This is a genomic window from Bernardetia sp. ABR2-2B, assembly GCF_037126435.1.
GTDB lineage: Bacteria > Bacteroidota > Bacteroidia > Cytophagales > Bernardetiaceae > Bernardetia.
This window is the reverse complement of sequence record NZ_CP147020.1, coordinates 2,881,518-2,904,974: the sequence shown is the minus strand read 5'-3', so window position 1 is coordinate 2,904,974 and position 23,457 is coordinate 2,881,518. Positions and strand designations below refer to the sequence as shown.

The 23,457-nt window shown below is 32.5% G+C and carries 19 protein-coding genes; 13 read left to right on the top strand and 6 right to left on the bottom strand.

Features of this window, described 5'->3' with window-relative positions; all coding sequences use genetic code 11:
- The first annotated feature begins 42 nt into the window (after positions 1–42).
- The 3 genes from WAF17_RS12375 to hemC all read left to right on the top strand — a co-directional run bounded on the left by WAF17_RS12375 (position 43) and on the right by hemC (position 7,230).
- A complete protein-coding gene (locus WAF17_RS12375; protein ID WP_338759821.1) occupies positions 43–5,310 on the top strand; it encodes an AAA family ATPase in 5,268 nt (1,755 codons plus the stop codon).
- Positions 5,311–5,416: 106 nt separating this feature from the next.
- Positions 5,417–6,028 carry a phosphatase PAP2 family protein gene (locus WAF17_RS12370; protein ID WP_338759818.1) on the top strand — a complete coding sequence of 204 codons (612 nt, stop codon included), beginning with the start codon at positions 5,417–5,419 and terminating at the stop codon, positions 6,026–6,028.
- A 269-nt stretch (positions 6,029–6,297) separates the two neighbouring features.
- Positions 6,298–7,230: a hydroxymethylbilane synthase gene (hemC, locus tag WAF17_RS12365; RefSeq protein ID WP_338759815.1), complete on the top strand. Its 933-nt coding sequence runs from the start codon at positions 6,298–6,300 to the stop codon at positions 7,228–7,230.
- Positions 7,231–7,267: 37 nt separating this feature from the next.
- Here the strand turns inward: hemC and WAF17_RS12360 are convergent, their stop codons facing one another.
- The 5 genes from WAF17_RS12360 to WAF17_RS12340 form a co-directional block, all read right to left on the bottom strand.
- Positions 7,268–8,005: a hypothetical protein gene (locus WAF17_RS12360; protein WP_338759812.1), complete on the bottom strand. Its 738-nt coding sequence runs from the start codon at positions 8,003–8,005 to the stop codon at positions 7,268–7,270.
- A gap of 140 nt (positions 8,006–8,145) precedes the next feature.
- Entirely contained in the window at positions 8,146–10,761 is a 2,616-nt protein-coding gene (gene clpB / locus WAF17_RS12355) for an ATP-dependent chaperone ClpB (protein ID WP_338759809.1), read from the bottom strand.
- Positions 10,762–11,268: 507 nt separating this feature from the next.
- Entirely contained in the window at positions 11,269–12,372 is a 1,104-nt protein-coding gene (locus WAF17_RS12350) for a hypothetical protein (protein WP_338759806.1), read from the bottom strand.
- A gap of 13 nt (positions 12,373–12,385) precedes the next feature.
- The gene (locus WAF17_RS12345) at positions 12,386–13,330 is read right to left on the bottom strand and encodes a hypothetical protein (protein ID WP_338759803.1); all 945 of its coding nucleotides are present in this window, start codon (positions 13,328–13,330) and stop codon (positions 12,386–12,388) included.
- A 60-nt stretch (positions 13,331–13,390) separates the two neighbouring features.
- Positions 13,391–13,993, bottom strand: a complete 603-nt coding sequence (locus WAF17_RS12340) for a sigma-70 family RNA polymerase sigma factor (protein ID WP_338759801.1) — start codon at positions 13,991–13,993, stop codon at positions 13,391–13,393.
- Positions 13,994–14,246: 253 nt separating this feature from the next.
- Here WAF17_RS12340 and WAF17_RS12335 point away from each other — a divergent pair, with 253 nt between their 5' ends.
- The 8 genes from WAF17_RS12335 (at position 14,247) to tsf (ending at position 20,158) form a co-directional block, all read left to right on the top strand.
- The gene (locus WAF17_RS12335) at positions 14,247–14,753 is read left to right on the top strand and encodes a histidine phosphatase family protein (RefSeq protein ID WP_338759798.1); all 507 of its coding nucleotides are present in this window, start codon (positions 14,247–14,249) and stop codon (positions 14,751–14,753) included.
- A gap of 44 nt (positions 14,754–14,797) precedes the next feature.
- A complete protein-coding gene (locus WAF17_RS12330) occupies positions 14,798–15,904 on the top strand; it encodes a glycosyltransferase (protein WP_338759795.1) in 1,107 nt (368 codons plus the stop codon).
- Between the two features lie 45 nt (positions 15,905–15,949).
- Positions 15,950–16,456, top strand: a complete 507-nt coding sequence (locus WAF17_RS12325; protein ID WP_338759792.1) for a GNAT family N-acetyltransferase — start codon at positions 15,950–15,952, stop codon at positions 16,454–16,456.
- 285 nt (positions 16,457–16,741) lie between these two features.
- Positions 16,742–17,191, top strand: coding sequence for a 50S ribosomal protein L13 (gene rplM, locus WAF17_RS12320; RefSeq protein WP_338759789.1), 450 nt, complete (start codon positions 16,742–16,744; stop codon positions 17,189–17,191).
- 39 nt (positions 17,192–17,230) lie between these two features.
- A complete protein-coding gene (rpsI, locus tag WAF17_RS12315; protein ID WP_338759787.1) occupies positions 17,231–17,620 on the top strand; it encodes a 30S ribosomal protein S9 in 390 nt (129 codons plus the stop codon).
- A 269-nt stretch (positions 17,621–17,889) separates the two neighbouring features.
- Entirely contained in the window at positions 17,890–18,687 is a 798-nt protein-coding gene (gene rpsB / locus WAF17_RS12310; RefSeq protein ID WP_338759785.1) for a 30S ribosomal protein S2, read from the top strand.
- A 250-nt stretch (positions 18,688–18,937) separates the two neighbouring features.
- The gene (locus WAF17_RS12305; protein WP_338759783.1) at positions 18,938–19,162 is read left to right on the top strand and encodes a hypothetical protein; all 225 of its coding nucleotides are present in this window, start codon (positions 18,938–18,940) and stop codon (positions 19,160–19,162) included.
- A gap of 162 nt (positions 19,163–19,324) precedes the next feature.
- A complete protein-coding gene (gene tsf, locus WAF17_RS12300) occupies positions 19,325–20,158 on the top strand; it encodes a translation elongation factor Ts (RefSeq protein ID WP_338759780.1) in 834 nt (277 codons plus the stop codon).
- A gap of 126 nt (positions 20,159–20,284) precedes the next feature.
- Here the strand turns inward: tsf and WAF17_RS12295 are convergent, their stop codons facing one another.
- A complete protein-coding gene (locus WAF17_RS12295) occupies positions 20,285–21,076 on the bottom strand; it encodes an alpha/beta fold hydrolase (RefSeq protein WP_338759777.1) in 792 nt (263 codons plus the stop codon).
- Positions 21,077–21,702: 626 nt separating this feature from the next.
- Here WAF17_RS12295 and WAF17_RS12290 point away from each other — a divergent pair.
- Both WAF17_RS12290 and lysA read left to right on the top strand, forming a co-directional pair.
- A complete protein-coding gene (locus WAF17_RS12290; RefSeq protein WP_338759774.1) occupies positions 21,703–21,858 on the top strand; it encodes a hypothetical protein in 156 nt (51 codons plus the stop codon).
- Between the two features lie 252 nt (positions 21,859–22,110).
- On the top strand, positions 22,111–23,385 hold the full coding sequence (lysA, locus tag WAF17_RS12285) for a diaminopimelate decarboxylase (protein ID WP_338759771.1): 1,275 nt from the start codon (positions 22,111–22,113) through the stop codon (positions 23,383–23,385).
- Positions 23,386–23,457: the final 72 nt, after the last annotated feature.

Sequence of the window (23,457 nt, the reverse complement as noted above, 5' to 3'; positions counted from 1 at the left end):
TTTGTAGCTGATTTTAGCTAATTTTATTATTATTTCTGATATATGGATATTATCTATGAAAGTTCTAAGACTTTAGTATATCGACAAAATAAAAAGTTATACAAACTACTTAAAGATCCTTTTCCTGAACTAAATCAATTAGCTTCTTTTAGGAATGAATTGGACATACTTGATGGTTTGTCTATCGAAGGTGTGCGAAATGTAAATCAAGAAACGAAAGTAGAGGGGCGTTATGCACTAATAGGCGATTTTTTTGCAGGTATTTCAGTAAAAGATTTTATAAAACAGAAAGGATGTTTTGAGTTAGAGGAGTTTTATTATTATGCTCTTTTGATGGTTGATATATTAGGTCGTGTTCATAAGAAAGAGATTATACACCGAGATATAAACCCTAATAATATCTTAATCAATGAATCGGACAAAACACTAACAATTATTGATTTTGGTCTGGCTTCCAAAACAGATACTTATATCAAACATCTTGGTAATCCTAAATATTTGGAAGGTACATTAGCTTACATTTCGCCCGAACAGACAGGCAGAATGAGTAGAGTAGTAGATTATAGAACTGATTTGTATTCTTTAGGAGTTACTTTTTATGAAATGCTTGTAGGTAGAACGCCCTTTGAGGCTTCTTCTTCTTTGGAAATAGTTCATTCTCATTTAGCCAAAACACCTCAAACACCCCAGCAAATTCGTCCTACTGTTCCTACTGCTTTATCAGATATTGTCATGAAGCTGTTAGAAAAAAATGCTGAAGACCGTTATTTATCTACTTTTGGTTTAAAATCAGATATTGAGAAATCAAAAAATCATGAAGGAGAAATGACTTTGGGAGCGCATGATTTTTCTGAAAACTTAAACCTTAGCAAAAAATTATATGGTAGAGAGTCAGAAAAAACAACATTGCTACAAACTTTTGACAAAGTAAGTGAGGGAGCATACCAATCACTACATATAGTAGGCTATTCAGGAGTAGGCAAAACAAGTCTTATTAGTGAAATATACAGACCTATTACCCAAAAATCAGCTTATTTCATAAATGGAAAATTTGATAAAAATAATCAAAATTATCCTTATTTAGGATGGATACAGGCTCTTGAAGAGTGGTGTGAGTATATTTTGATGGAAGATAATGAGGTTGTGTCAAGTTGGAAAAGAAAAATACTCAAAGCAGTAGATAAAAATGGAAAGTTACTCACAGATGTCATTCCTACTCTCACTCTTATTATTGGAGAACAGCCTTCAATAGAAGAACTGGGAGCAAAAGAAGCGCAAAATAGGTTTAATGTTTTGATGATAAATTTTTTATCAACTATCGCAACAGAAGAAAACCCACTGGTTTGTTTTTTAGATGATTGGCAATGGGCAGATTTTTCTTCAGTAGATTTATTATTACTCATCAACACAACAAAAATACCTTATTTATTACTCATCAATGCGTATAGAAGCAATGAAATAGAAGTGTTATCTCCCTTTGGTAAAAGCAAAACTGATATTGTTTCTGATTCATCCACAGAGGTAATAGAGCTAAAAGAACTTCCAAAATCAGTTATTAATACGATGTTGATGGACTCTTTTGGCAAACAAAAAGAAGAAGTAAAACAGTTAGCAGAAATTATATATCAAAAAACAAAAGGAAATCCATTTTTTACAAATCAATTTATAGAAACAATATACAGAGAAAAACTTCTGTTTTTTGATTATGATAAAGAAACATGGACTTGGAAAGAAAGCGATATAGAATCCTTTAATCTTAGTGATAACGTAGTAGATTTAATAGCAAAGAAAATAAATACACAGTCAGAGGAGATTATAAAAGTCTTAAATATTGCTTCTTGTATCGGAAATCGGTTTGATGCTTTTGTTTTGAAAAATGTAACCAATATCAAGACAACAAAATTGATTGAAATACTATGGAGTGCAAAAAAAGAAGATTTTGTATTACCAGTTTCCAAGAATAGTCAAGAATATAGGCATCTAAAAGAAGAGGAATGGAACGAAGAATTACTCAAAGAAGTAGAGTTCAAATTTGCTCATGACAAAATTCAACAAACGGCTTATCAGTTGTTGGATGCAGAACAGACTTCTACCTATCACTTAAAAATTGCAGACTTTTTATATTCCTATTATAAAGAGAAAAACTTAGATTTTGATAAATCTATTTTTACTATTGCAAATCAATACAACTCTTCTTCTACTTTTGATAAGGAAGTAACAAACATAGAACGTCGTATAGAAATAAATTTATTGGCAAGTAAAAAATCACAAAAGGCATCTGCTTTTCCAACAGCACTTACCTTTTTGGATATCATTATGCCTTTCATAACTTCTTTAGAAGAGAAAAGTAATAAAATTGATAAAGAATTTTATTTGAATTATGGTGCTTTACTCTGTATAAATGGACAGCTTAAAAAATCTAAAAAAATATTTGATATATTACTTTCTCATACAAATAATAATACGGAAAGAGCAATTGTCTTGAAACAATATAGTGATGTCTTACAGAGTTCGGGAGAAGCAAATAAAGCATTAGAGTATGCTATTGAAGCACTAGAATCATTGGGACAAAAATATCCAAAAACTGATGAAGAGGCACAAGAACAGACAGGTCTTCTATTAGAAAACCTAATGAAAGATGGAACAGTAGATAAACTGCAACAACTAAAAGAAGCCAAAACAGATAAAGATTTACTCATTGGAGATATTTATAATAGAGCCGTAATTAGCACTTACTTTGCCAATCCTGCTTGGTTGGGTTTGGTCGTAACAAAAAGTGTATCTCACGTACTAAATAGTGGCACATCTCCAAAATGTAGTGAGGCAATTGCTTGGTTAGCCATGATTATGTGTAGTACACAGAATCACAAACTTTCTTATGATTATGCACAAATAGCTCTTCAAATTGCTCAAAAGTATAATCTTTTGGATAGCAAAGGACGTACTACTATGTTAGCTCATTCGATGTCTTTGGCATGGAAAAATGACTACCAATATACTTACAAACAAACCGAAGAAGCCTACCAGTGGTGTCATCAATCAGGAGAACAGCAATATGCTAGTTTTGTCTTGCTTACGTCTTATATTGCTTTATTACTCAAATCAGAAAACTATCAAAAGATATATTCACAATGTAAGCTTTGGCACGACTACTGTGAAAAATATGTTCCCTTAGAATTAGGACAAGCCAAAATTCGTTTGTACAACCACGAACGAATGATGGGAAATCCTTTTACCGAAAAAATTGACCCATTAGTTATTGTAGAAGAGTATGAAAAAGCACAAAACGCAACTGATGTTTGTGAATCATTAATGGAGATGGCTCGTACAGCTTTATTTTTTGAAGAGTATGAAAACGCATATCAATACTCATTACGAGCGTTGCCTTATGTAGAAGCAGGTGCAGCAGGAAGTCTTCTTTTAGTAGCTCTATTTTATCATGTATTTGTTTGTGCAGCCTCTAAAAAATTTGAATTAGAAAAAAATGCTGATTCCATTGGTGAAATAAAAGCACATATTACTTCTTCCTTGGAAAAGCTTGAAAGCTGGGCAAAATTAAATGAGCAAAATTTCGGAGCATATTATCAGTGTAGTAAAGCATTTTACCATCAAGCTCTCAATGAAAATTCAATAGCTATTTATCATTATCTCAAAGCAATAGAGCAAAGCAAAAAATATGAAATCTTGTTTCTGATTGCCTTCTGTAAAGAAAATTTGGCTTATTTATATGACAAAGAAAACTTTTCTATTGCCACAAATGAGTTGATAGAAGCTCTAAAAATATATAATTCGATACAAATAAAAGGTAAAAACAGTCAGTTGGAAGACAGGCTAAAGACCTTTGATACAAATTATTCCTATAGCTCAAACACAGATTTTTCTGATTTTACAATACAGAATACTTCCAAACAAGGAACTACTAAAATAGCCTCACAGCAAAATATTAATATCGATAATAGTAGTATTTTGAAGGCTTCTCAAGCACTTTCTGGGGAGATTGTATTGGATAGTTTGTTGTCCAAACTCATAAAGATACTTGTTGAGAATGCAGGTGCTCAAAAGGGAGTTTTAGTAATAAAAAATCAGTCTAGTTGGGAAGTAATGGCACAATGGAATCAAATAAAAGATTATTTAGATGTGCAAAGTAGTATTTCTATTCAATCCATATCTAAGAAAAACCATTCGGATATACTTCCTGTAAGTGTATTTAATTTTGTAAAACGTTCGAAGCAGTATTTAGTAATTGATGATATAAAACAAGATAGTAAGTTTGTGTCAGATTTTTATTTCAAGAAGCAAAAAACTCGCTCCTTACTATGTCTTCCTATTTTGAAGCAAAACCAACTTGTTGCTATTTTGTATGTAGAAAATACAATTTCTAAAGGTGCTTTTCATGCAGAAAGAGTAGAAACACTCAAACTCTTAGCCTCACAAGCAGCTATTTCAATAGAAAATGCTTTGCTCTACAATCAAATGGAAAATAGAGTAAAAGAAAGAACAATCAAACTTGACCAAGCCTACAAGGAATTAGATACCAAAAACAAAAGTCTTACCTCAAGTATAAATTATGCAAAGCGAATACAGGATGTTATTTTGCCTGAAGACGATTATTTAAAAGATGCTGTCAGTGAAGAAATGTTTGTGTTTTATCGTCCTAGAAATATAGTAAGTGGCGATTTTTATTGGGTGGCAGACAAAGGAGATTATACTGTCTTAGCTCTCGTAGATTGTACAGGACATGGAGTACCAGGGGCATTTATGTCATTGATTGGTAATAATATTTTAGAAACAATTATTAATGTTAAAAATATTATTATTCCAAGTATAATACTAACAGAACTAGATAAAGCTGTTGCAAAAATATTAAAGCAAGACCATACAAGCAATCGTGATGGAATGGACATGACGGTCTGTTTGATTGATAAGAAAAATAAGAAAGTGAAAATAGCTGCTGCCAAACAAGATTTCTATTATTTTACAGACAAACTGAATATCATAAAAGGAAGTAAAAAAAGTATTGGAGGAAGTTATATGAAGAGTCAAAAACAAAACCATTTTACAGACCAAGAAATAAGCTTTGCTGATAAAGAAGTCACTTGTTATATGTCTTCCGATGGCTATCAAGATCAATTTGGAGGGGAAAAGGATAGGAAGTTTATGATAAAAAACTTCAAGTTGCTTCTGCAAAATGGAGCTAACCTTTCTATAAAAAAACAGAAGCAAAAAATAAAAACCTCTCTACAAGATTGGAAAAAAAATACGCCCCAAACAGATGATATATTAGTGATTGGTTTTAAACTCACTCCTTGATATAACAAAAAATAACTTATTCTCATACAGACATTTTCTATGAGTAGAAAACCAAGTCTTGAATCACAAATTTAATTCTGAACCAAAACATTTGTATTTTTGATTTATGATTCAAAAACTTTGTAAACTTATTTCTTATATTTTTCATCCTGCTCTGATGCCAGTAGTTGGATATTTGCTTTTTTTCTTCTTGCTAAGCAGTGAGCCTTTTGGACAGCGACAGGTTTTATTTTTGAGTCTTATTTTTTTAGGTACTTTTGCTGTACCTGCTTTTTTCTTGCTTACGCTACGTTATACAGGCTTTATTTCTTCTTTGGATATGCAAAATAGAAAAGAGAGAGCTGTTCCATTTATGTTTACTACTGTTTTTTACACACTTTTGGCTTACTTGATGATTAGAAAGGTAGGTTATGAAATTCAAGTTGTTCTACTGACTGGGGGAGTTGCGCTTTCTATGTGCTTGACTACGTTGGTTACGCTTTTCCACAAAACAAGCGTTCATAGTATCGGAATTAGTGGACTTTTAGGGTTTCTATTTGGATTTCAAGCTGCTAATACTTCACTTGAGTTACTCTTGCCTATTGTAACTTTATTTTTCTTGACTGGAATGGTAATGAGTTCAAGGTTATATCTAAAAGCACATACTCCCAATGAAGTTTGGAGTGGTTTTTTGATAGGTTTTGGAACGTGTTTTGGAATCGTAGCTTGGGTATTATAGTAATCTTTTATTTAAAAAATATCTTTTTAATTAGAAAAATGACAAACATTTGGTAGAAATTATCTGTTTTTTGAAAAAAAAAGAGCTTTTATACAAAAAAAATCGCAAAAAACTTGCATGATAATCATTTTTTTTTGAATATTTCTGATTAAGCACTAAAGTTATCTTTTATATAACTTTTTTGTAGAAAAATTTGATAAAAAGAAATAATCCCTATTCTATCAATATACTATTTTCAATTTATCGCTCACTACATAAGCGCAAAAAAATTGGCTAAAAAAACTATCAAAATCGGAACCCGAAACAGCAAACTAGCTATGTGGCAAGCAGAACATGTACAACGTTTGCTTGAATCAAATGGCTTTGCTACTGAAATAATTGCTATCGAAACCAAAGGAGACAAAATTTTACACAAAGCAATCTCCAAAATTGGTAGTAAAGGCGTTTTTACGGAAGAACTTGAAAAAATGCTACACACAGGCAAAGTAGATTTGGCTGTTCATAGTGCAAAAGATATGGCATCAACACTTCCAAAGGGACTGGAATTAATAGCCTATACAGAGCGAGAAAAAGCACATGATGTAGTAGTTAGTTATAATTCTGATTTTAAGCTAGATGCTGCTGATAAATGGCTTGTAGGGACTTCTTCTACACGTAGAATAGCGATGCTCAAGCATTACTATCCAAATATCAGAACTACAAATATGCGTGGAAACCTACAAACACGTATGAGAAAATTAGAAGAAGGACAATGTGATGCACTACTTTTGGCGTATGCAGGTGTCCATAGAATGGGTTTTGAAGATTATATTGTCGATCATCTTTCATTAGATGAGTTTACACCACAAGCAGGACAAGGCTCAATGACTATTGAGGTTTCTTCTAAAATAAATAATCATCTCAGAAATGATATTCGTACGATTATTAATGATGAGAAAACAGAATACTGTCTGCTTGCCGAACGTGCTTATCTGAAGCATTTAGATGGTGGTTGTAGTATTCCTTCTTTTGTATTGGCAAAGTTGGAAGGTGATACGCTTCAAATAGATGCAGGTTTGATTAGTCTTAGTGGTAAAAAAATTATTCGTAAGTCAGGCAAAATCCATAAAGATAAGGGACAAGAACTAGCCATAGACTTAGCAAAAGAAGTATTAGACGCTGGTGGAGATAAAATCTTGGAAAGAATCAAAAACAAAAAGTAAATTATTAGATGTAAAGACCTATAAAAAATACAAAGTTTTAAGAAAATTCAATTTTATATTCTAATCCAATCTTATCAAAAAGGCTTTCTTTCTGATAGAATATTTCCTTTTGTCTATCAGTAAGTTCTCCATCATTATTTTGATTTATAACTACAAAATCAATAGCTTTTTTGGGTTTTCCTTGTCCATCACAAACTAAGAAATTAACTACTTCATTTTCTAGGTTTTCAACTCCTTCTACTATTTCAGCGTTATCTTCTTCTAAAAAGACAGAAATAGCAATTTGGGGATAAACAAAATGCTCTTCTCTACGAAGTTGCTTAAAAAACTGCAAATGCTGTGAAGTGGGAAATATAGATTTTACTTTTCCCGAAAATTGTAATGGATTCTTTGCTTTTGCCTTCTGTGTTTGTCTTTTCTCTAAAGCATCTTTACAATTATCACATAGATAAGGCATTGGGTTTTCCCAAGGCTGATATTCATATACTTTTCTATTCGAATAAAAATCATTCCTACGATTCAGAAAGTGAGTAGGCATTCCACACAAATCACACTTTGATTTTTTGATGTAAGCACGACTATATTGTGCTACCTTATTATGAATTTGACGAGGTTTTAGACGGAAGTTTAATGAGAGTTCGGCGAGTGTATAACGAAATTTTTCTTTTGCATCAAAGAGTTCTTGTTCTTCTGTATTCAAAAGCCAATAACACCGACAAAGTTCTTTTTCATCTTCATCTTCTGTCAAGTAATCTAATTCTATTTCTGGAAGCATTTTTTGTTTTATTAGGTTAGTTAAGGTAATAAAAGAGACTGCATTATTTTCCGTAAAGTAGAACACAAGTATCCTACTTTATGGAAAACTTCAAAAACTATTTAAAAAAAGCAGTTTCTCTACTTTATTTGTATTAAAATTTACCCTTCAAAAACAGAGTTCACAAAAGCAATTTTCCCATTTTCTAAAACTACACCAACAGGTGCATCTTTGGTAACTTTTCCTGCCAAAATCTCCTTTGAAAGTTCGTTTAAGATTTCTCGTTGAACTACTCTTTTGAGTGGTCTTGCTCCAAATTGTGGGTCATAACCAATCTTTCCGATATAATCTAACGCTTCTTTCGAAACTTCTAAGGTTATTCCATTTTCATCTAATCGCTTCTGAACTTGCTTTAATTGTAAATCTACAATCTGACGAATTTCTAATCTTGAAAGAGGCTTGAAGATTAATATTTCATCAATACGATTCAAAAATTCTGGTCGCATTGTGCTTTTTAAAAGTTCTGTAACTTGTATTTTTGTATCTTCATAAAGTTGTTCTACTTGCTCGTCTGTTTTTTCAGTTGCCAGTGCAAAATTATTTTGAATAATCTGTGAACCAGTATTTGAAGTCATGATAACAATGGCATTTTTGAAATTTGCTATTCTACCTTTGTTGTCTGTTAGTCTTCCATCATCCAAAACTTGTAATAAGATATTAAAAACGTCTGGGTGTGCCTTCTCAATTTCATCAAGCAAAATGACACTATATGGCTTTCTTCTGACGGCTTCGGTAAGCTGTCCACCTTCATCATAACCTACATACCCTGGAGGCGCACCAATCAGACGACTTACACTATGGCGTTCTTGATATTCTGACATATCAATTCTGACCATCGCATTATCATCATTAAATAAATATTCGGCTAATGCTTTGGCAAGTTCTGTTTTTCCTACGCCTGTTGTTCCCAAAAATATAAACGAACCTATCGGACGATTTGGGTCTTGAACTCCTGCACGACTACGGCGTACAGCATCAGAAACAGCTTGAATAGCTTCTGTCTGTCCTGCTACTCGCTTTCCTAATTCGGCTTCTAAGTTTAATAGTTTTTCTTTATCGCCTTGTAGCATTTTGGTAATTGGAATACCTGTCCACTTTGAAACTACCTCAGCAATATTTTCAGAGGTTACAATCTCTTTGAGCATTGACTCTTCAGTTTCTTGCTGCTCATGTTTTTCTTGTAATTCTGCTAGTTTTTGTTCTGTTTCTGTAATTTTTCCATAACGAATTTCGGCTACTTTTCCATAGTCTCCTGCTCTTTCTGCTTGTTCGGCTCGTATTCTAAGATTTTCTAGTTCTTTTTTTGTTTCTCTTATTCCGTCGATTGCTCCTTTTTCAGCGTTCCAACGTCCCATTAATCCGTCTTGTATTGCTCTTAGGTCTGCAATTTCTCTTGAAAGAATCGTATTTTTTTCTTTATCTCCTTCTCTTCTTATTGCTTCTCTTTCGATTTCTAACTGCATTACTTTTCGACGAATTTCGTCCAATTCTTGAGGCATAGAATTCATTTCTATTCTCAATTTTGCTGCTGCTTCGTCCATCAAATCAATCGCCTTATCTGGAAGTTGTCGGTCTGGAATATAACGACTAGAAAGTTGTGCAGCCGTAATGAGCGCATCATCTTTTATCTGAACTCCATGATGTAGTTCGTATTTTTCTTTGATTCCACGCAAAATAGAAATTGCATCTTGAATAGTCGGTTCATCTACCGTAACGGTCTGAAAGCGACGTTCTAAGGCTTTATCTTTCTCAATATATTTTTGATATTCTTTGAGTGTTGTTGCTCCAATTGCACGAAGTTCGCCACGAGCTAAAGCAGGTTTTAATAAATTAGCTGCATCCATTGCCGAATCTCCTCCAGCACCTGCCCCAATAAGTGTATGAATTTCATCTATAAATAAAATGATTTCTCCATCTGAATCTGTAACTTCTTTAATGACAGATTTTAGTCGCTCTTCGAACTCTCCTTTGTATTTTGCACCTGCAACGAGCATTCCTAAATCTAAAGAAGCAATCACAACAGATTTTAAGTTTTCAGGTACATCACCATCAACTACACGCTGTGCAAGTCCTTCAATAATTGCTGTTTTTCCTACCCCTGGTTCGCCAATAAGCATTGGATTGTTTTTAGTACGACGAGAAAGAATCTGTAAAACTCTACGAATTTCATCATCACGACCAATAACAGGGTCTATTTTTCCTTTTCGTGCAAGTTCTGTCAAGTTATTCGAATAACGTTCTAAAGAACGATACTTCGATTCTGCATTTGGGTCAGTTACCTTACGACCTCCACGAAGTTCTTTGATTGCTTTTATTAGATTATCTTCATTAAAACCCACCTCACGCATAAGGTCAGCTGTTTTGTCTTTTCCTTTCAAAAGCCCTAAAAGAATATGCTCAACGGCAATAAACTCGTCTTTGAATACTTTTAGATAGGTTTCAGCTTCACGAATGGCAGCATGAGAATCATTAGAAAGATACGGTTCTGCTCCACTTGATTTTGGATAAGAAACCATGTACTCATCCAAAACTTGATTGAGTAATGTTACATTTACTTCTAATTTATTGACCAAAAACTTTGTCATGTTTTCATCAGCATCTAAAGCAGATTTGAGAATATGACCTGTTTGAATTATTTGTTGTTGCGAACTGGTCGCTATGGTAGAGGCTTTCTGAACTACGTCTTGCGCCTTTATTGTGAATTTATTAAAGTTCATAATTGAATATTTTATAGTAAAATCTTTGTTTCTTGATTGAATTGATAAGCATAAAACAAAAGCTATACAATTATTTCAAAACTGACTTTTTGGCTATTTTTATTCAATTTAAAACTGAGAATACTATAATTTTGTTTACAATAGTGTCAATATGACACTATTGTAAGGCTTGTTATTATGTGCTTTTCTGTTTTTAAGTCAGATTGTCTTTTTTATTAGGCGAAGGTTTGTAATAACATTTTCTTTTTTAAGGCTAGGTCTAATAACATAACTCGTGTTTAATTGCCTAATGATTACGAAATATAAGCTCCGATTCTCCTACTAGGGATAAACTGCTGATATAAAACTTGATTTAGTTTTCAAGAATAAAGTAAATCTAACCTTTGTTCATATTTCTTTATTGCCGAAGTTAAAAAAAAAATTCGGTAAGTGTAAAACACCTACCGAATTTGAATCTCAATGAAGAGAAAATAAAACTATTATAGTCTATATTTTTCTTACTTCAAACTAACGTTCTTCTAAACGAATGCTTCCGTGTTGGTTAGTTACACGTACTTTTCCACTTCCACCTCCGTTTGTTTTGCCTTCCAATATTTTATCATGGTCATCATCTTCTTGCCTTTGGATAGTGGTATTAGGCATTGAGTTTCTGATGCTTCCATGTTCTGTTCTTGTTTCAAATTGAAACTTCGCATCTGAATCAAAGCGTAGTTCAATACCTCCATGAGCATTTTCTACTTCTATTCTATCAAATCCCTTTACTATTCGTTCAATTTGACAACTTCCATGTTTGAGGTTTAAGACTGCTGATTTCAAGACTTTTCGGATTTCTATTTGTCCAAATTTATTCTCTCCCGTAACTTTAGAAACTGTCCCTATTCTCATATTTCCGTGTTTGGCATTTATTTCCAAAAGGTTTGCTTCATCAATTCTGATGTTTGAGTGTTTGCTGTCCACGTTCAAATCTGTACTGCTTTTATCAATATTGATACTTCCATGAGCAACCTCTATATCTGCCGAACCCACTTCATTGATAGAAAGATTTCCAAACTCTACACTAATAGAATGACGCATTCCTGTTAGGTTATGAGCATTAAAATTACCATGCTTTAGTTGAAGGTTTAACTTTCCATTGAGGTCTGAGAGTGTAACTGAACCAAATTTATTTTCTACATCTACATTTAGATTTTTAGGAATTTTGATTTCATAATTAATTTCAAAGCCCTCTCCTTGATTATAATTGTGTCCCTCTCTTGATTCTTCAATTTCAGTTTCGAAACTAACTGTTCTGTCTTCAGAATCACTATCTTGGTCTATTTCGATTCTATCTAACATTCTTTGTGCTTCTTTATCACTTCTAGCCCAAGCTAAAATAGTAACTTGAACAGAAACTTCATTTTTATCGTGATTCTTAAAATTCACATTTCCATATTTATTAGAAATAGAAAGTAGATGTTTTTCACTCACTTTGAAAGTAGCTTTCACAACTTTTTGCTTTTCTTCTTTTGGGTTTTTTCCTTCTGCGTGTATGTTTGTAATAGGAATTAAAGTTCCAAAACAAAATAAAAGAAGTGTAAGAATGGCGAATTGATTTTTATATAGATTTTTCATTTGTTTTATTTTTTTAGATGTTCTTGTTGGTTTCAAGGTTAGATGAGTTTGAGTTTTCTAAAATTTGGATACTCTCATCTAAGATTTGCTTTCTTAATTTCAGATTATTGAGCATTTCATCGACAAGTACCTTTGGGTTTTGTTCTTCCAAAAGGTCGCTTTTCATTACTTTATAGGCTTCGTCAAGCTCATCTAAAGTTTGGATAGTTTCTGGAGTTACCCAGTTTTGAGTATCTTTTTTCTTTAGTTCTTTTTTGTCTTTTGCGATAATAGAAGTGTAATAATTTTCAGCTTCTATGAGTTCGGCAGGTAAAGAAACTGTTTGAGCATAATTTTGTCCTTCTCCTTCAATATTTTCATCAAAACCTCTACTTCCATTTTCTTCATACATAGAAATTAATTCATCGTTTTCTTCTGTAAGCATACTGATAGTATCAGCTTGGTAGAGAAAAGTAGTAACCAAAAGAGCTGTTAGAGAAGCTGCAACTGTCCAAAATTTTCTGATAGAAACTGTTTTTGTTGCTGGAGTATTCTCTTGATTTCTTTTTTCTAAAGAGGTAGAAGAATATTGGGAAGAGATAGGCGCAGGTTTGACCCAATTAGTTACATCTCTTTCTATTTTCTTCTGACCTATTTTGACATTTTTAGCTGTTTCAGATGAAAAAGGAGCAGGTTTAACCCAGTTTTTGGTGTTCTCTTTTTCTAATTCTTCTGATTCAGTTTGCATCAGTTTTTTTGCTTTTTCTCCTATGATGTTTTTAGGCTCTAACCGACTTGCTTGTTCGTTTTTCATTTTAGCTTGAATAGCCAAAAAGTTTTTTTCCATAGAAAAAGAAGTATCAAACTGTTCATCAATCGACTTTTTTTCTTCTTTTTGAAGTTTGCTACGATGAGTAAGTAAGAATTTTTCTAGCTCATCAAGCTGTCTTTCTTCTGTATTTTTTTTATTAGTTGCCATCTTTTACATGCTGTTTTAGTCTTTTTCGTAATTATTTTTTAGTAATGTCAGTTTGAAAATTTAAGCTGCTAATAGTCCTCTTAATCTCTTTTTTGCTCTACTGTATTGTGATTTGGAAGTAGAACTAGAAATTCCTAATATTTCTCCAATTTCTCCGTGGTCGTAGCCTTCAAAAAGATATAAACTAAGTACGATTCTATAACCGTCTGAAAGTTTATTAATTGCTTCTTTTACTCGGCTGATTTCAGAGCTGTGTTTGGCATCTTTTTCAGAAACTCCTGTTTGAATATTTATTTCTGCAAAATCATTTTCACAATCCTGCTCTACTACTGGTTCAACAAGCATTTCATCTAATGAAACCAAATCAATTCGCTTCTTTTGAAGAAAATTAATAGAAGTATTTATGACAATACGTTTGAGCCAAGCTCCAAAAGCTGCATCGCCACGATATTCTTCAATTCGCATAAATGCTCTCACAAAAGAGTCTTGCAATACTTCTTCGGCTTCATGTCCTTTGCCCACAATTCTGACACAGACGTGATACATTGCCCTAACATACTTTTCGTAGAGTTGGTATTGCGCCTTCTGACTTCCTAATCGAACCTTTTCTATTAGTTCGGCATTAGGTTCTTCATAATTTGTATCAACAGTAGGAGTTGCCATTTAAGTAATTGCGATTGTTTAGATTGGTCTTTATTTTATTAAAAATAAATATAATCTTTTCGTTAGTTATTGTTGTTAGAGATATTCAAATCGTTTTTGTTATCTCTCATATTTGCTATTGTACTATGAAAGACAAGACAAAAAATCAAAGGTTGCAACAAATTTGAAAAATGAATAGAAATATTTTAAAATATAGAAATACCTGCTCCACAAAAAACTATTATATTTGTAAAAAAAATACGAATCAAAATCTATGAAAACACTAATACTTATAAGACATGCCAAATCTTCGTGGAAAGATGAAACTCTGCCAGACCGTGAACGCCCTCTAAACACTAGAGGGAAAAACGATGCACCTCTAATGGGAAAGGTTTTATTTGAAAAAAATATAATTCCAGATTTGGTATTGTCTAGCTCTGCTAAGAGAGCAAAAAAGACAGCACAAAAGATTTTTTTTGATATTTATGGATTTATGGAAAGTCAAGTTCATTTAACTGACGACCTTTACTTTACAGGTGTTCCTTTTCACATGCGAATTATCAATACACTTTTTGATACAAAAAATACGGTTGCTTTAGTTGGGCATAATCCAGATTTGAGTAAGTTAGTGGATTTTTTGGCAGATAAAGCTATTGAAGAAATGCCCACAACAGGTATTTATTGTTTGGATTTTGATGTAAATTCGTGGGCAGAAGTAGCAAGGCATTCAGGAACAGTTCGTTTTTTTGAATATCCTAAAAAATATAAAGAGATTAGATAAGCCTCAACGACGATAAAATCTCGTTGACGGTTGATACAACCACTATGAAAAAAAAGACAATCAAATTTATTGTTCCTTATCCTTATGACATTGCCCCTGGTCAGCGATTTCGTTATGAGCAGTATTTGGATATTCTTGAAGAAAATAATTTTGATTATGAATTACTGTCTTTTTTAGATGAAGAAACAAATAAAATTCTCTATAAAAAAGGGCATACTCTACAAAAAGTAGTAGGGGTTTTGAAAGGGTTTTTAAGGCGTTTTGTTCATATTTGGAAGGCTAGAAATGCAGATTTTGTTTTTTTATTTCGTGAAGCTACTCCTATTGGTTATCCTATTTTTGAATGGATTTTGGTAAAAGTTTTTAATAGAAAGATTATCTATGATTTTGATGATGCGATATGGATTCATGCGACTTCCTCTCAAAATAAATTAGCAGCCTTTTTAAAATCTCCTGATAAGGTAAAGAAAATTTGTAAATGGTCGTATAAAATAAGTACAGGAAATGAGTATTTGCAACGCAACGCCAATGAGTTTGCAAACTCTACCACAAAAGCTATTTTGAATCCAACAACGATTGATTTAGAAAAAAAGCATAATATGCTACACGAGCATAACCCAAATAAAAAACCGATTATTGGCTGGACAGGTTCGCACTCTACGCTGATTTATTTAGAAATGATTATCCCTATTTTGAAGGAACTAGAACAGAAACATGATTTCATCTTTCGTGTTATCTGCAATCAAAACCCAAACTTAGATACAGAAAATAATTTGAAGAGCTTTGAGTTTGTGAAATGGAATAAAGAAACAGAAATAAAAGATTTATCAGAATTAGATATTGGAGTGATGCCACTTACGGCTGATGCGTGGGCAGAAGGAAAATGTGGCTTTAAGGCCTTGCAATATATGGCGTTGGGTGTTCCTGCCGTGATTTCTCCGATTGGTGTCAATAAAAAAATTATTAATCAAGAGGCAACTAATGAAAACGGTTTTTTAGCTGATACAGAAACTGAATGGAAAGAGCATCTATCTTTTCTTTTAGAAAACCCACAAAAAAGACAGGAAATGGGAACTCTAGCATTACAAACGATCCAAAACGAATACTCCGTAAAATCTAATAGAGAGAACTTTTTGGCTTTGTTTCGCTGATTAAACACTCTTTTTTTAAAAAATACCATTTCTAACTTTTGAATTATGATATTGACAAATTATAAAGAAACTATTGAAATAATTAATTATGATGATAATTTGAGTGAATGGGTCAAAAAACTAAATATTGAATGGCTTGAAAAATACTTTAGATTAGAAAAAGGCGATGTAATTTCACTTTCAAATCCCAAGAAAGAGATTATTGAGAAAGGAGGATATATCTTTTTTGTGAAAATTAGAGATAAGAATAATGAAGAAATTGTAGCAACGGCTTCATTATTAAAAAAGACTGATACTATTTTTGAGTTAGGAAAAATGGCTGTTACAAGCGAAGAACAAGGAAAAGGAATAGGTAAATTTCTTTTAAAACATTGCTTGGATTTTGCAAAAAACAATGGTATTTCTACAATCATTCTTTATTCCAATACTGTGCTTCAATCAGCAATTCATTTATATAAGAAAATAGGTTTTGAAGAAAGACCGTTAGAAGAGGGACTTTATGAACGTGCAAATATAAAGATGCAATTAGACTTGAAGAATTACAGTTTATAAATTAATAATCGATAAATTTTTACAACTATTTGGAAATCAATAAGAAAACCTCTAATTTTGCAGACCTATTAAAATAGCAGGATTGAGCTTTTGTTTGCAAAAACCTATTAACTTGATACTGAATGATTTTGATAGAAATTAGTTAATTTTTTATAGTAATTTGAATAGATATTTTTTATTGAATAAAGTATTAGTATTACAAATAAATTATATTCATAATTAGAATAATGGTTTCGTAATTCATAATTCGCAATTGAAATTTCTCTTCAATAAATTTCCAAAAAAATGGATTCACTTAGTTACAAAACTGAGTTTGTTACTGCAGAGCAAGGCAAAGAAGACCGTGAATGGCTTATTGTTGATGCTGAAGGACAAACTTTGGGTCGTATGGCAAGTGAAATAGCGAAGCGTTTGCGTGGAAAGCACAAGCCTTCTTACACTCCTCACAATGATTGTGGCGATAGTGTAATCGTTATTAATGCCGAAAAAATCCACCTTACTGGTAAGAAGTGGAACGACAAAAAGATCATTACTCACTCTGGTTATCCAGGTGGTCAAAAAATTTATTCAGCACGCCAAATTTTACAGCGTAAGCCTACACAACTTGTAGAAGATGCAGTAAAAGGTATGTTGCCTCACAACCGTTTAGGGCGTGAGTTATTCCGTAATTTGTTCGTGCACGCAGGAAGTGAGCATCCTCATGAAGCACAACAACCTAAAGAAGTGAAATTTTAATTCAACTTTTTAGGTCAATCTAAACCATTTAATTTATAAATGAGTACAACTCTTCACACCCTCGGAAGACGTAAGAAGGCAGTAGCTCGTGTTTATATGCAACCTGGTACAGGAAAAATCACTGTAAACGGTCGTGCTATAGAAGACTACTTCCCAACAGAAATCTTACGTATCATCATCAATCAACCTTTTGTTGTTACTGACAAAGTAGGTGTTTTTGATGTAAATGTAAACGTAGCTAGTGGTGGAATCACAGGACAAGCAGGTGCTGTTCGTCTTGGTATTTCTCGTGCCTTAGTTGAGCATGACCCAGAGCTTCGCCCAGCTCTTAAAGCTGAAGGATTCATGACACGTGACCCTCGTATGGTGGAACGTAAAAAATACGGTCGTAGAAAAGCACGTCGTAGATTCCAATTCAGTAAGCGTTAAGAATTTTCTTTTGCTTATTATTTATCAGATACTTCAAACTGTCAGATACATGAATATAAGCATTAAACTATTTTTTCAAATTTCTCAAAAGGCATTTTTGAAACAAATAGAATTCTTAACCTTCCTTTTTTTATTAAAATAATAATCCCGAATGCGTGGTTCTCGCCTCTACCTTGATTAAAAGCTTATTTTTTATTCAAATCGTACAGAAAAAAGAACCAAAGTTTCGAAATTGATTTACATTCTCTTCACAGAGTAAACATATTACTATGGACAAAATAGAATATAAAGACCTTTTGGACGCAGGCGTGCATTTCGGTCACTTGAAAAGAAAGTGGAATCCAAAAATGGCTCCTTACATTTTTATGGAGCGCAATGGTATCCACATCATTGACCTTAATAAGACTCTCGCCAGTCTAGAAACCACTACGGCTGCCATCAAAGAAATGGCTCGTAAAGGACAAAAAATTATGTTTGTTGCTACTAAGAAACAAGCACAAGAAGTAGTATCACAAGAGGCACAACGCCTAAATATGCCTTATGTTACAGACCGTTGGTTGGGTGGAATGCTCACTAACTTTGCTACTGTACGTAAGTCTATCAAAAAAATGCAGTCGACAGACCGTATGATGAAAAGTGATATGTACAAAAACTTAGCAAAGCGTGAACGTCTTATGATTACACGTGAGCAAGAGAAATTAGAGCGTGTATTAGGTGGTATTGCAGACCTTAACCGTTTGCCTTCTGCTCTTTTTGTAGTTGATGTTGTTCGTGAACACATTGCTATCAAAGAAGCAAAACGCCTTAATATTCCTGTTTTTGCTATCGTAGATACAAATGCAGACCCTAACGTTGTTGATTATGCAGTTCCTGCAAATGATGATGCTTACAAGTCTATCTTACTTCTTACTACTATCATCGGTAAAGCCGTTGAAGAAGGTTTAGCAGAACGTAAAGAAGATAAAGAACAAGCTAAATTGCAAGAAGAAGAAAATAAAAAACGTGCAATAGATGAAAAAAAATCTAAAGCCGTAGCTTCGAAAGCAAGTGCTGACGAAGAGGAATAATCTTTTTTTAGTGATTAACTATAAGTGATTAGTGATAAATTAATTACTTGTTTGGCCTTCACTATTTATTCATTATTTCAAATCAAACTAGACAATTAAAAGTAGTAAATAGTTATTGATTTGATTATTTACTACTTATCTATATAAATTGATTTTATCAAAACAGATTTTAGTTACTTAAAATAGAATTTTAATTTTCGTAATTTTTAATTCGTAATTCGTAATTGAATTCAAAAATTCTTATATCACTATGGCTTTCGAAACAAAGACCAAATTACAGATTGAGAAGCGTGTTAGTGAGCTAAAAACTATCCAGTCAGACTATTTCAAAAAGAAAAAATCTGAACGCCCTTCTGAAGGATTGGATGAAGCTCGTAAAGAACTCAAACGCCTCAAAACTATTCTTGCTAATTCTTACCGTGGTCGTGAGAACTCACAAGAAGACATGGATTATGTAAGCTCTAATTTTGCTTAATAATTCCACCATATATTTTTATTGTCTTATTAATTTTATTAAATTTTGGTAAGAATAATTTATAAATAGAGAGTGATTTGTAACTTTGCAGCTACTAATCACTCTTTTTTTAATTCGTTTTTAATCAACCGTTCTATCAAGAACACAAAACATATAATAGCAATGGCAATTACGGCAAGTGAAGTAAAGAAACTTCGTGAAATGACAGGTGCAGGAATGATGGACTGCAAAAAAGCTCTTACAGAGTCTAATGGAGATTTTGATGGTGCAGTAGATATTTTGCGTAAACAAGGGCAAAAAGTATCTGCAAAACGTGCTGATAGAGATACTTCAGAAGGTGCAGTTTTTATCGAAATTTTCAATAATGATTCAGAAGGCGTAATTGTTGGATTGGGTTGTGAAACTGACTTTGTAGCTCGTAATGAAGAGTTTCAAACATTGGGAAATGAAATTGCAAAACTTGCATCAGACAAAAAACCATCTTCTTCAGAAGAACTTTTAGCTTTAGAAACAGGTGGACAAAGCCTAGAAGCCAAAATTACTGACTTTGTTGGTAAAATGGGGGAGAAAATTTCTATCGTAGGTTATAGCCATCTATCAGCTGACAAATTAGCAGCTTACATTCACTCAAATGGAAAAGTTGGTGTTTTGGTAGCTATGGATAATGCAGGAAGTGCTGATTATGATGCTATCGGAAAAGACTTGGGTATGCAAATCGCAGCAATGAATCCTGTTGCTCTTAATGAAGATGGTGTTGATCCTAAAGTTACTGAACGTGAAATGGCTATTGGCGTAGAACGTGCAAGAGAAGAAGGCAAACCAGAAAATATCTTAGACAGAATCGCTCAAGGTTATGTTAAGAAATACCTTCAAGAAAATACATTAATGAACCAAGCATTTGTAAAAGACCCTAAAGTTACGATTGCTCAGTATGTAAAAAATGAAGGAAAAGGAATGGAAGTCAAAGCTTTCGAACGTGTATCAGTAGGTGAGTAGCTTACTAAATCTGTTATAAAAACAGCTTGTTTTCTTAGACAGAATACACATTTGAATTTTATAAAAAAACACTAGGCTTTTAAAGTCTAGTGTTTTTTTGTTATATCAAACTCTAATAAAATATTTTTAACTTTCAAGAAAGTTTGTAACAACTTCGAAAAACTCCTTTGGACTTTGTGCGTGTACCCAATGACCAGCTTCTTCGATAGTGTGTATATGGGCATTTGGAAAATATTTTATAATCGTAGGAATATCTTTCTCTTGAATATAACGAGATTGCCCTCCATTTATAAACAAAACAGGCTTTTCATTGTAATCTACTGACGAAGCTATATTTTTATTTTTGATTACTGCGCCTCCTATTTTTAAAATAGATTTTTCTAAGACAGACAAATTCATTTTCCACTCATATCCTTCTTTTTTACGAGCTAAATTCTTCAGCAAGAATAGACGAACCCCTTCTTCATCTATATATTGTCCTAATTTTTTATCAGCACTGCCTCTACTTTCTAAGTTTTCTACATCAATAGCTTTCAACCCCTTCAAAATAGCTTCATGATGAGAAACATTATACTTTCTAGGAGCGATATCAACTACTACCATTTTTTCAAAAGTAGTAGGATAATTTAAGGCGTATTGCATTACTACTTTTCCTCCCATCGAATGTCCAATAAGAAGTGGTTTTTTAAGTTGATGCTCTTCTATGAAATTATATAAATCATCTGCCAAAATGTTATAATTCATTGCCTCATCGTGTGGAGAACGTCCATGATTGCGTTGATCTATTAAAAACACTCTATATTTTTCTGAAAATTGACGTCCTAAAGTAAGCCAGTTATCAAGCGAACCAAATACGCCGTGTAGAATAAGCAAAGGTGGTGCATCTATATCTCCTAATTCTTTATAATTGAGTTTCATAGTTATTTGATATTTTATTAAATATGTCAGTGTTTTTTTTGATTCAATGTGAAAGTAATTTTTAAGCTACTCATTAGACAAAGATAGAGCTTTCTGAATTATTCTATTTTGTAAAGAGTTTTTAAATTTTTTAGACTTTTCTGATAAAATTAAGTCATTTTTTTTCTTTAAAAAGGGTGAAAAAATATTTTTTTGATTTGCTATTATGTAATTTTTTTATGTAAAACGTAGATTTTCAGCGTGTTATGACTTTGTTAAAGAATTTATTTTAATGATAAGCTGATTTTTCAATATCTTTCAAATCATATAAAATTAGATTTTTCATATAATTAAGAACACTAATTATGTGTTGAAGTACAATAAAGCTTATTATTTTAATAAATACTGATTTTGCCAAATTTAATTCTGACTTATTAATCCTTTTCAAGTAACTCAAGTAATAAAAAACTGTTAATCGGTATTTGATTCTGCAACCCTAACCCCTATATTTGAAGTATACTAAAACAAGGAATTATACAAGACTTCTTTATCACTCTTAGTTTTGTATTTCTATTAAACTATTTCAAGATACTTGTTTTTTATTTATTCATTTAAAATACACTTTTACACTTCAAAAATTTTACATTATGAAAACTCAAAATAACTCAAATCAAATAGACGCTCAAAACGAGCTTTTTGCAGAATTAGAAAACGAACTTCTTACTGAAGAGTTAGAAGAAAGACTAGAAATGACTACTGGTGGAAATGGAAGAGATGTAGAGCCTCCAAAACTTCCTTGGTAGATAGTATGAATTTTCAAATATGAAAATACTATTTAATTTATACTTTTCTAAAATTTAAAATATGCTCTTAACTAGTTATTAAGCCTTATCTAATTATATTAGATAAGGTTTTTTATTTTGAAAGTTTAATTTTTTATAAAAAAACTAACTTCAATTATCAGAACGAACTATTACTTTACTAAATTTGTTTTAAGTTCTGTTCTTTATCAGAACATTTACTATTATTAATTTAATTAACTTTCATCCAATCTCATGTTAGAATTTGATCAAGACGAATATTGTATTGGGGGCGTTTCTGCTCTCTCACTTTCAGAAAAATATGGAACTCCTTTGTATGTTTATGACGCAAAGAAAATGGAAACACAATACAAACAGCTTTGTAAGGCGTTTTCAAAAACTAAAATGAAGGTACATTACGCTTGTAAAGCACTTACAAATATTTCGGTCTTGAAATTCTTTAAATCATTGGGAGCAGGGTTAGATACTGTTTCTATTGAGGAAGTTCAACTAGGTCTTTTAGCTGGTTTTGAGCCTTCTGATATTTTATTTACACCTAATTCAGTTGCACTAAGTGAAATAAATGAGGCTGTGAGTTTGGGAGTACAAGTGAATATTGATAGTATCTCGGTTTTGGAAGAGTTTGGACATCAATGGGGAGGTAAAGTTCCCGTTTGTGTACGTATAAACCCTCATTTGATGGCTGGTGGAAATGCAAAAATTTCGGTGGGGCATATAGATTCCAAATTCGGAATTTCTTTATATCAAATGCGTCATGTTCAGCGTATTGTTGAAGCCTACAAAATGAAAATTACAGGACTTCATATGCATACAGGTTCTGATATTTTAGATGTAGAAGTATTTTTGAGAGGATTAGACATTTTATTAGAAACAGCAGAAGACTTCCCAGACTTAGAATATATTGATATGGGAAGTGGTTTTAAGGTAGCCTATAAAGAAAATGATATTACGACAGATATCGATAAACTGGGAGAGCAGGTTGCAGAGCGTTTTAATGAGTTTTGTAAGCAATACGGAAAAGACTTGACACTTGTTTTCGAACCAGGGAAATATTTAGTGAGCGAGTCAGGAACATTTTTAGCTTCTGTGAGTGTACTCAAAACTACTCCTACGGCTGTTTTTGCAGGTCTTAATTCAGGTATGAATCATCTTATTCGTCCCATGTTTTATGATTCTTATCATCATATTACAAATATTTCTAATCCAAAAGGAGTCGCAAGAGTCTATAATGTTGTAGGCTATATTTGTGAAACAGATACATTTGGAGCAAATCGAAAATTGTCAGAAGTAAGAGAAAATGATATTCTTGCTTTTCAAAATGCAGGTGCTTATTCTTTCATGATGGCTTCTAATTATAATTCTCGTTTCCGTCCTGCTGAAGTATTAGTATATGAAGGAAAAGACTATCTTATCCGAAAAAGAGAAACCTTTGAAGATATTACAAGAAATCAAATTGAGATGGATTTTGAAAATATTGCCATTGAAAACAAAGAAGAAGTGATTTCTTAATATACCTAAATCAAAAAATGATTTGTCTGATAGCAGTAAGCGCATTAGACAAATCATTTCTTTATAGAAAGA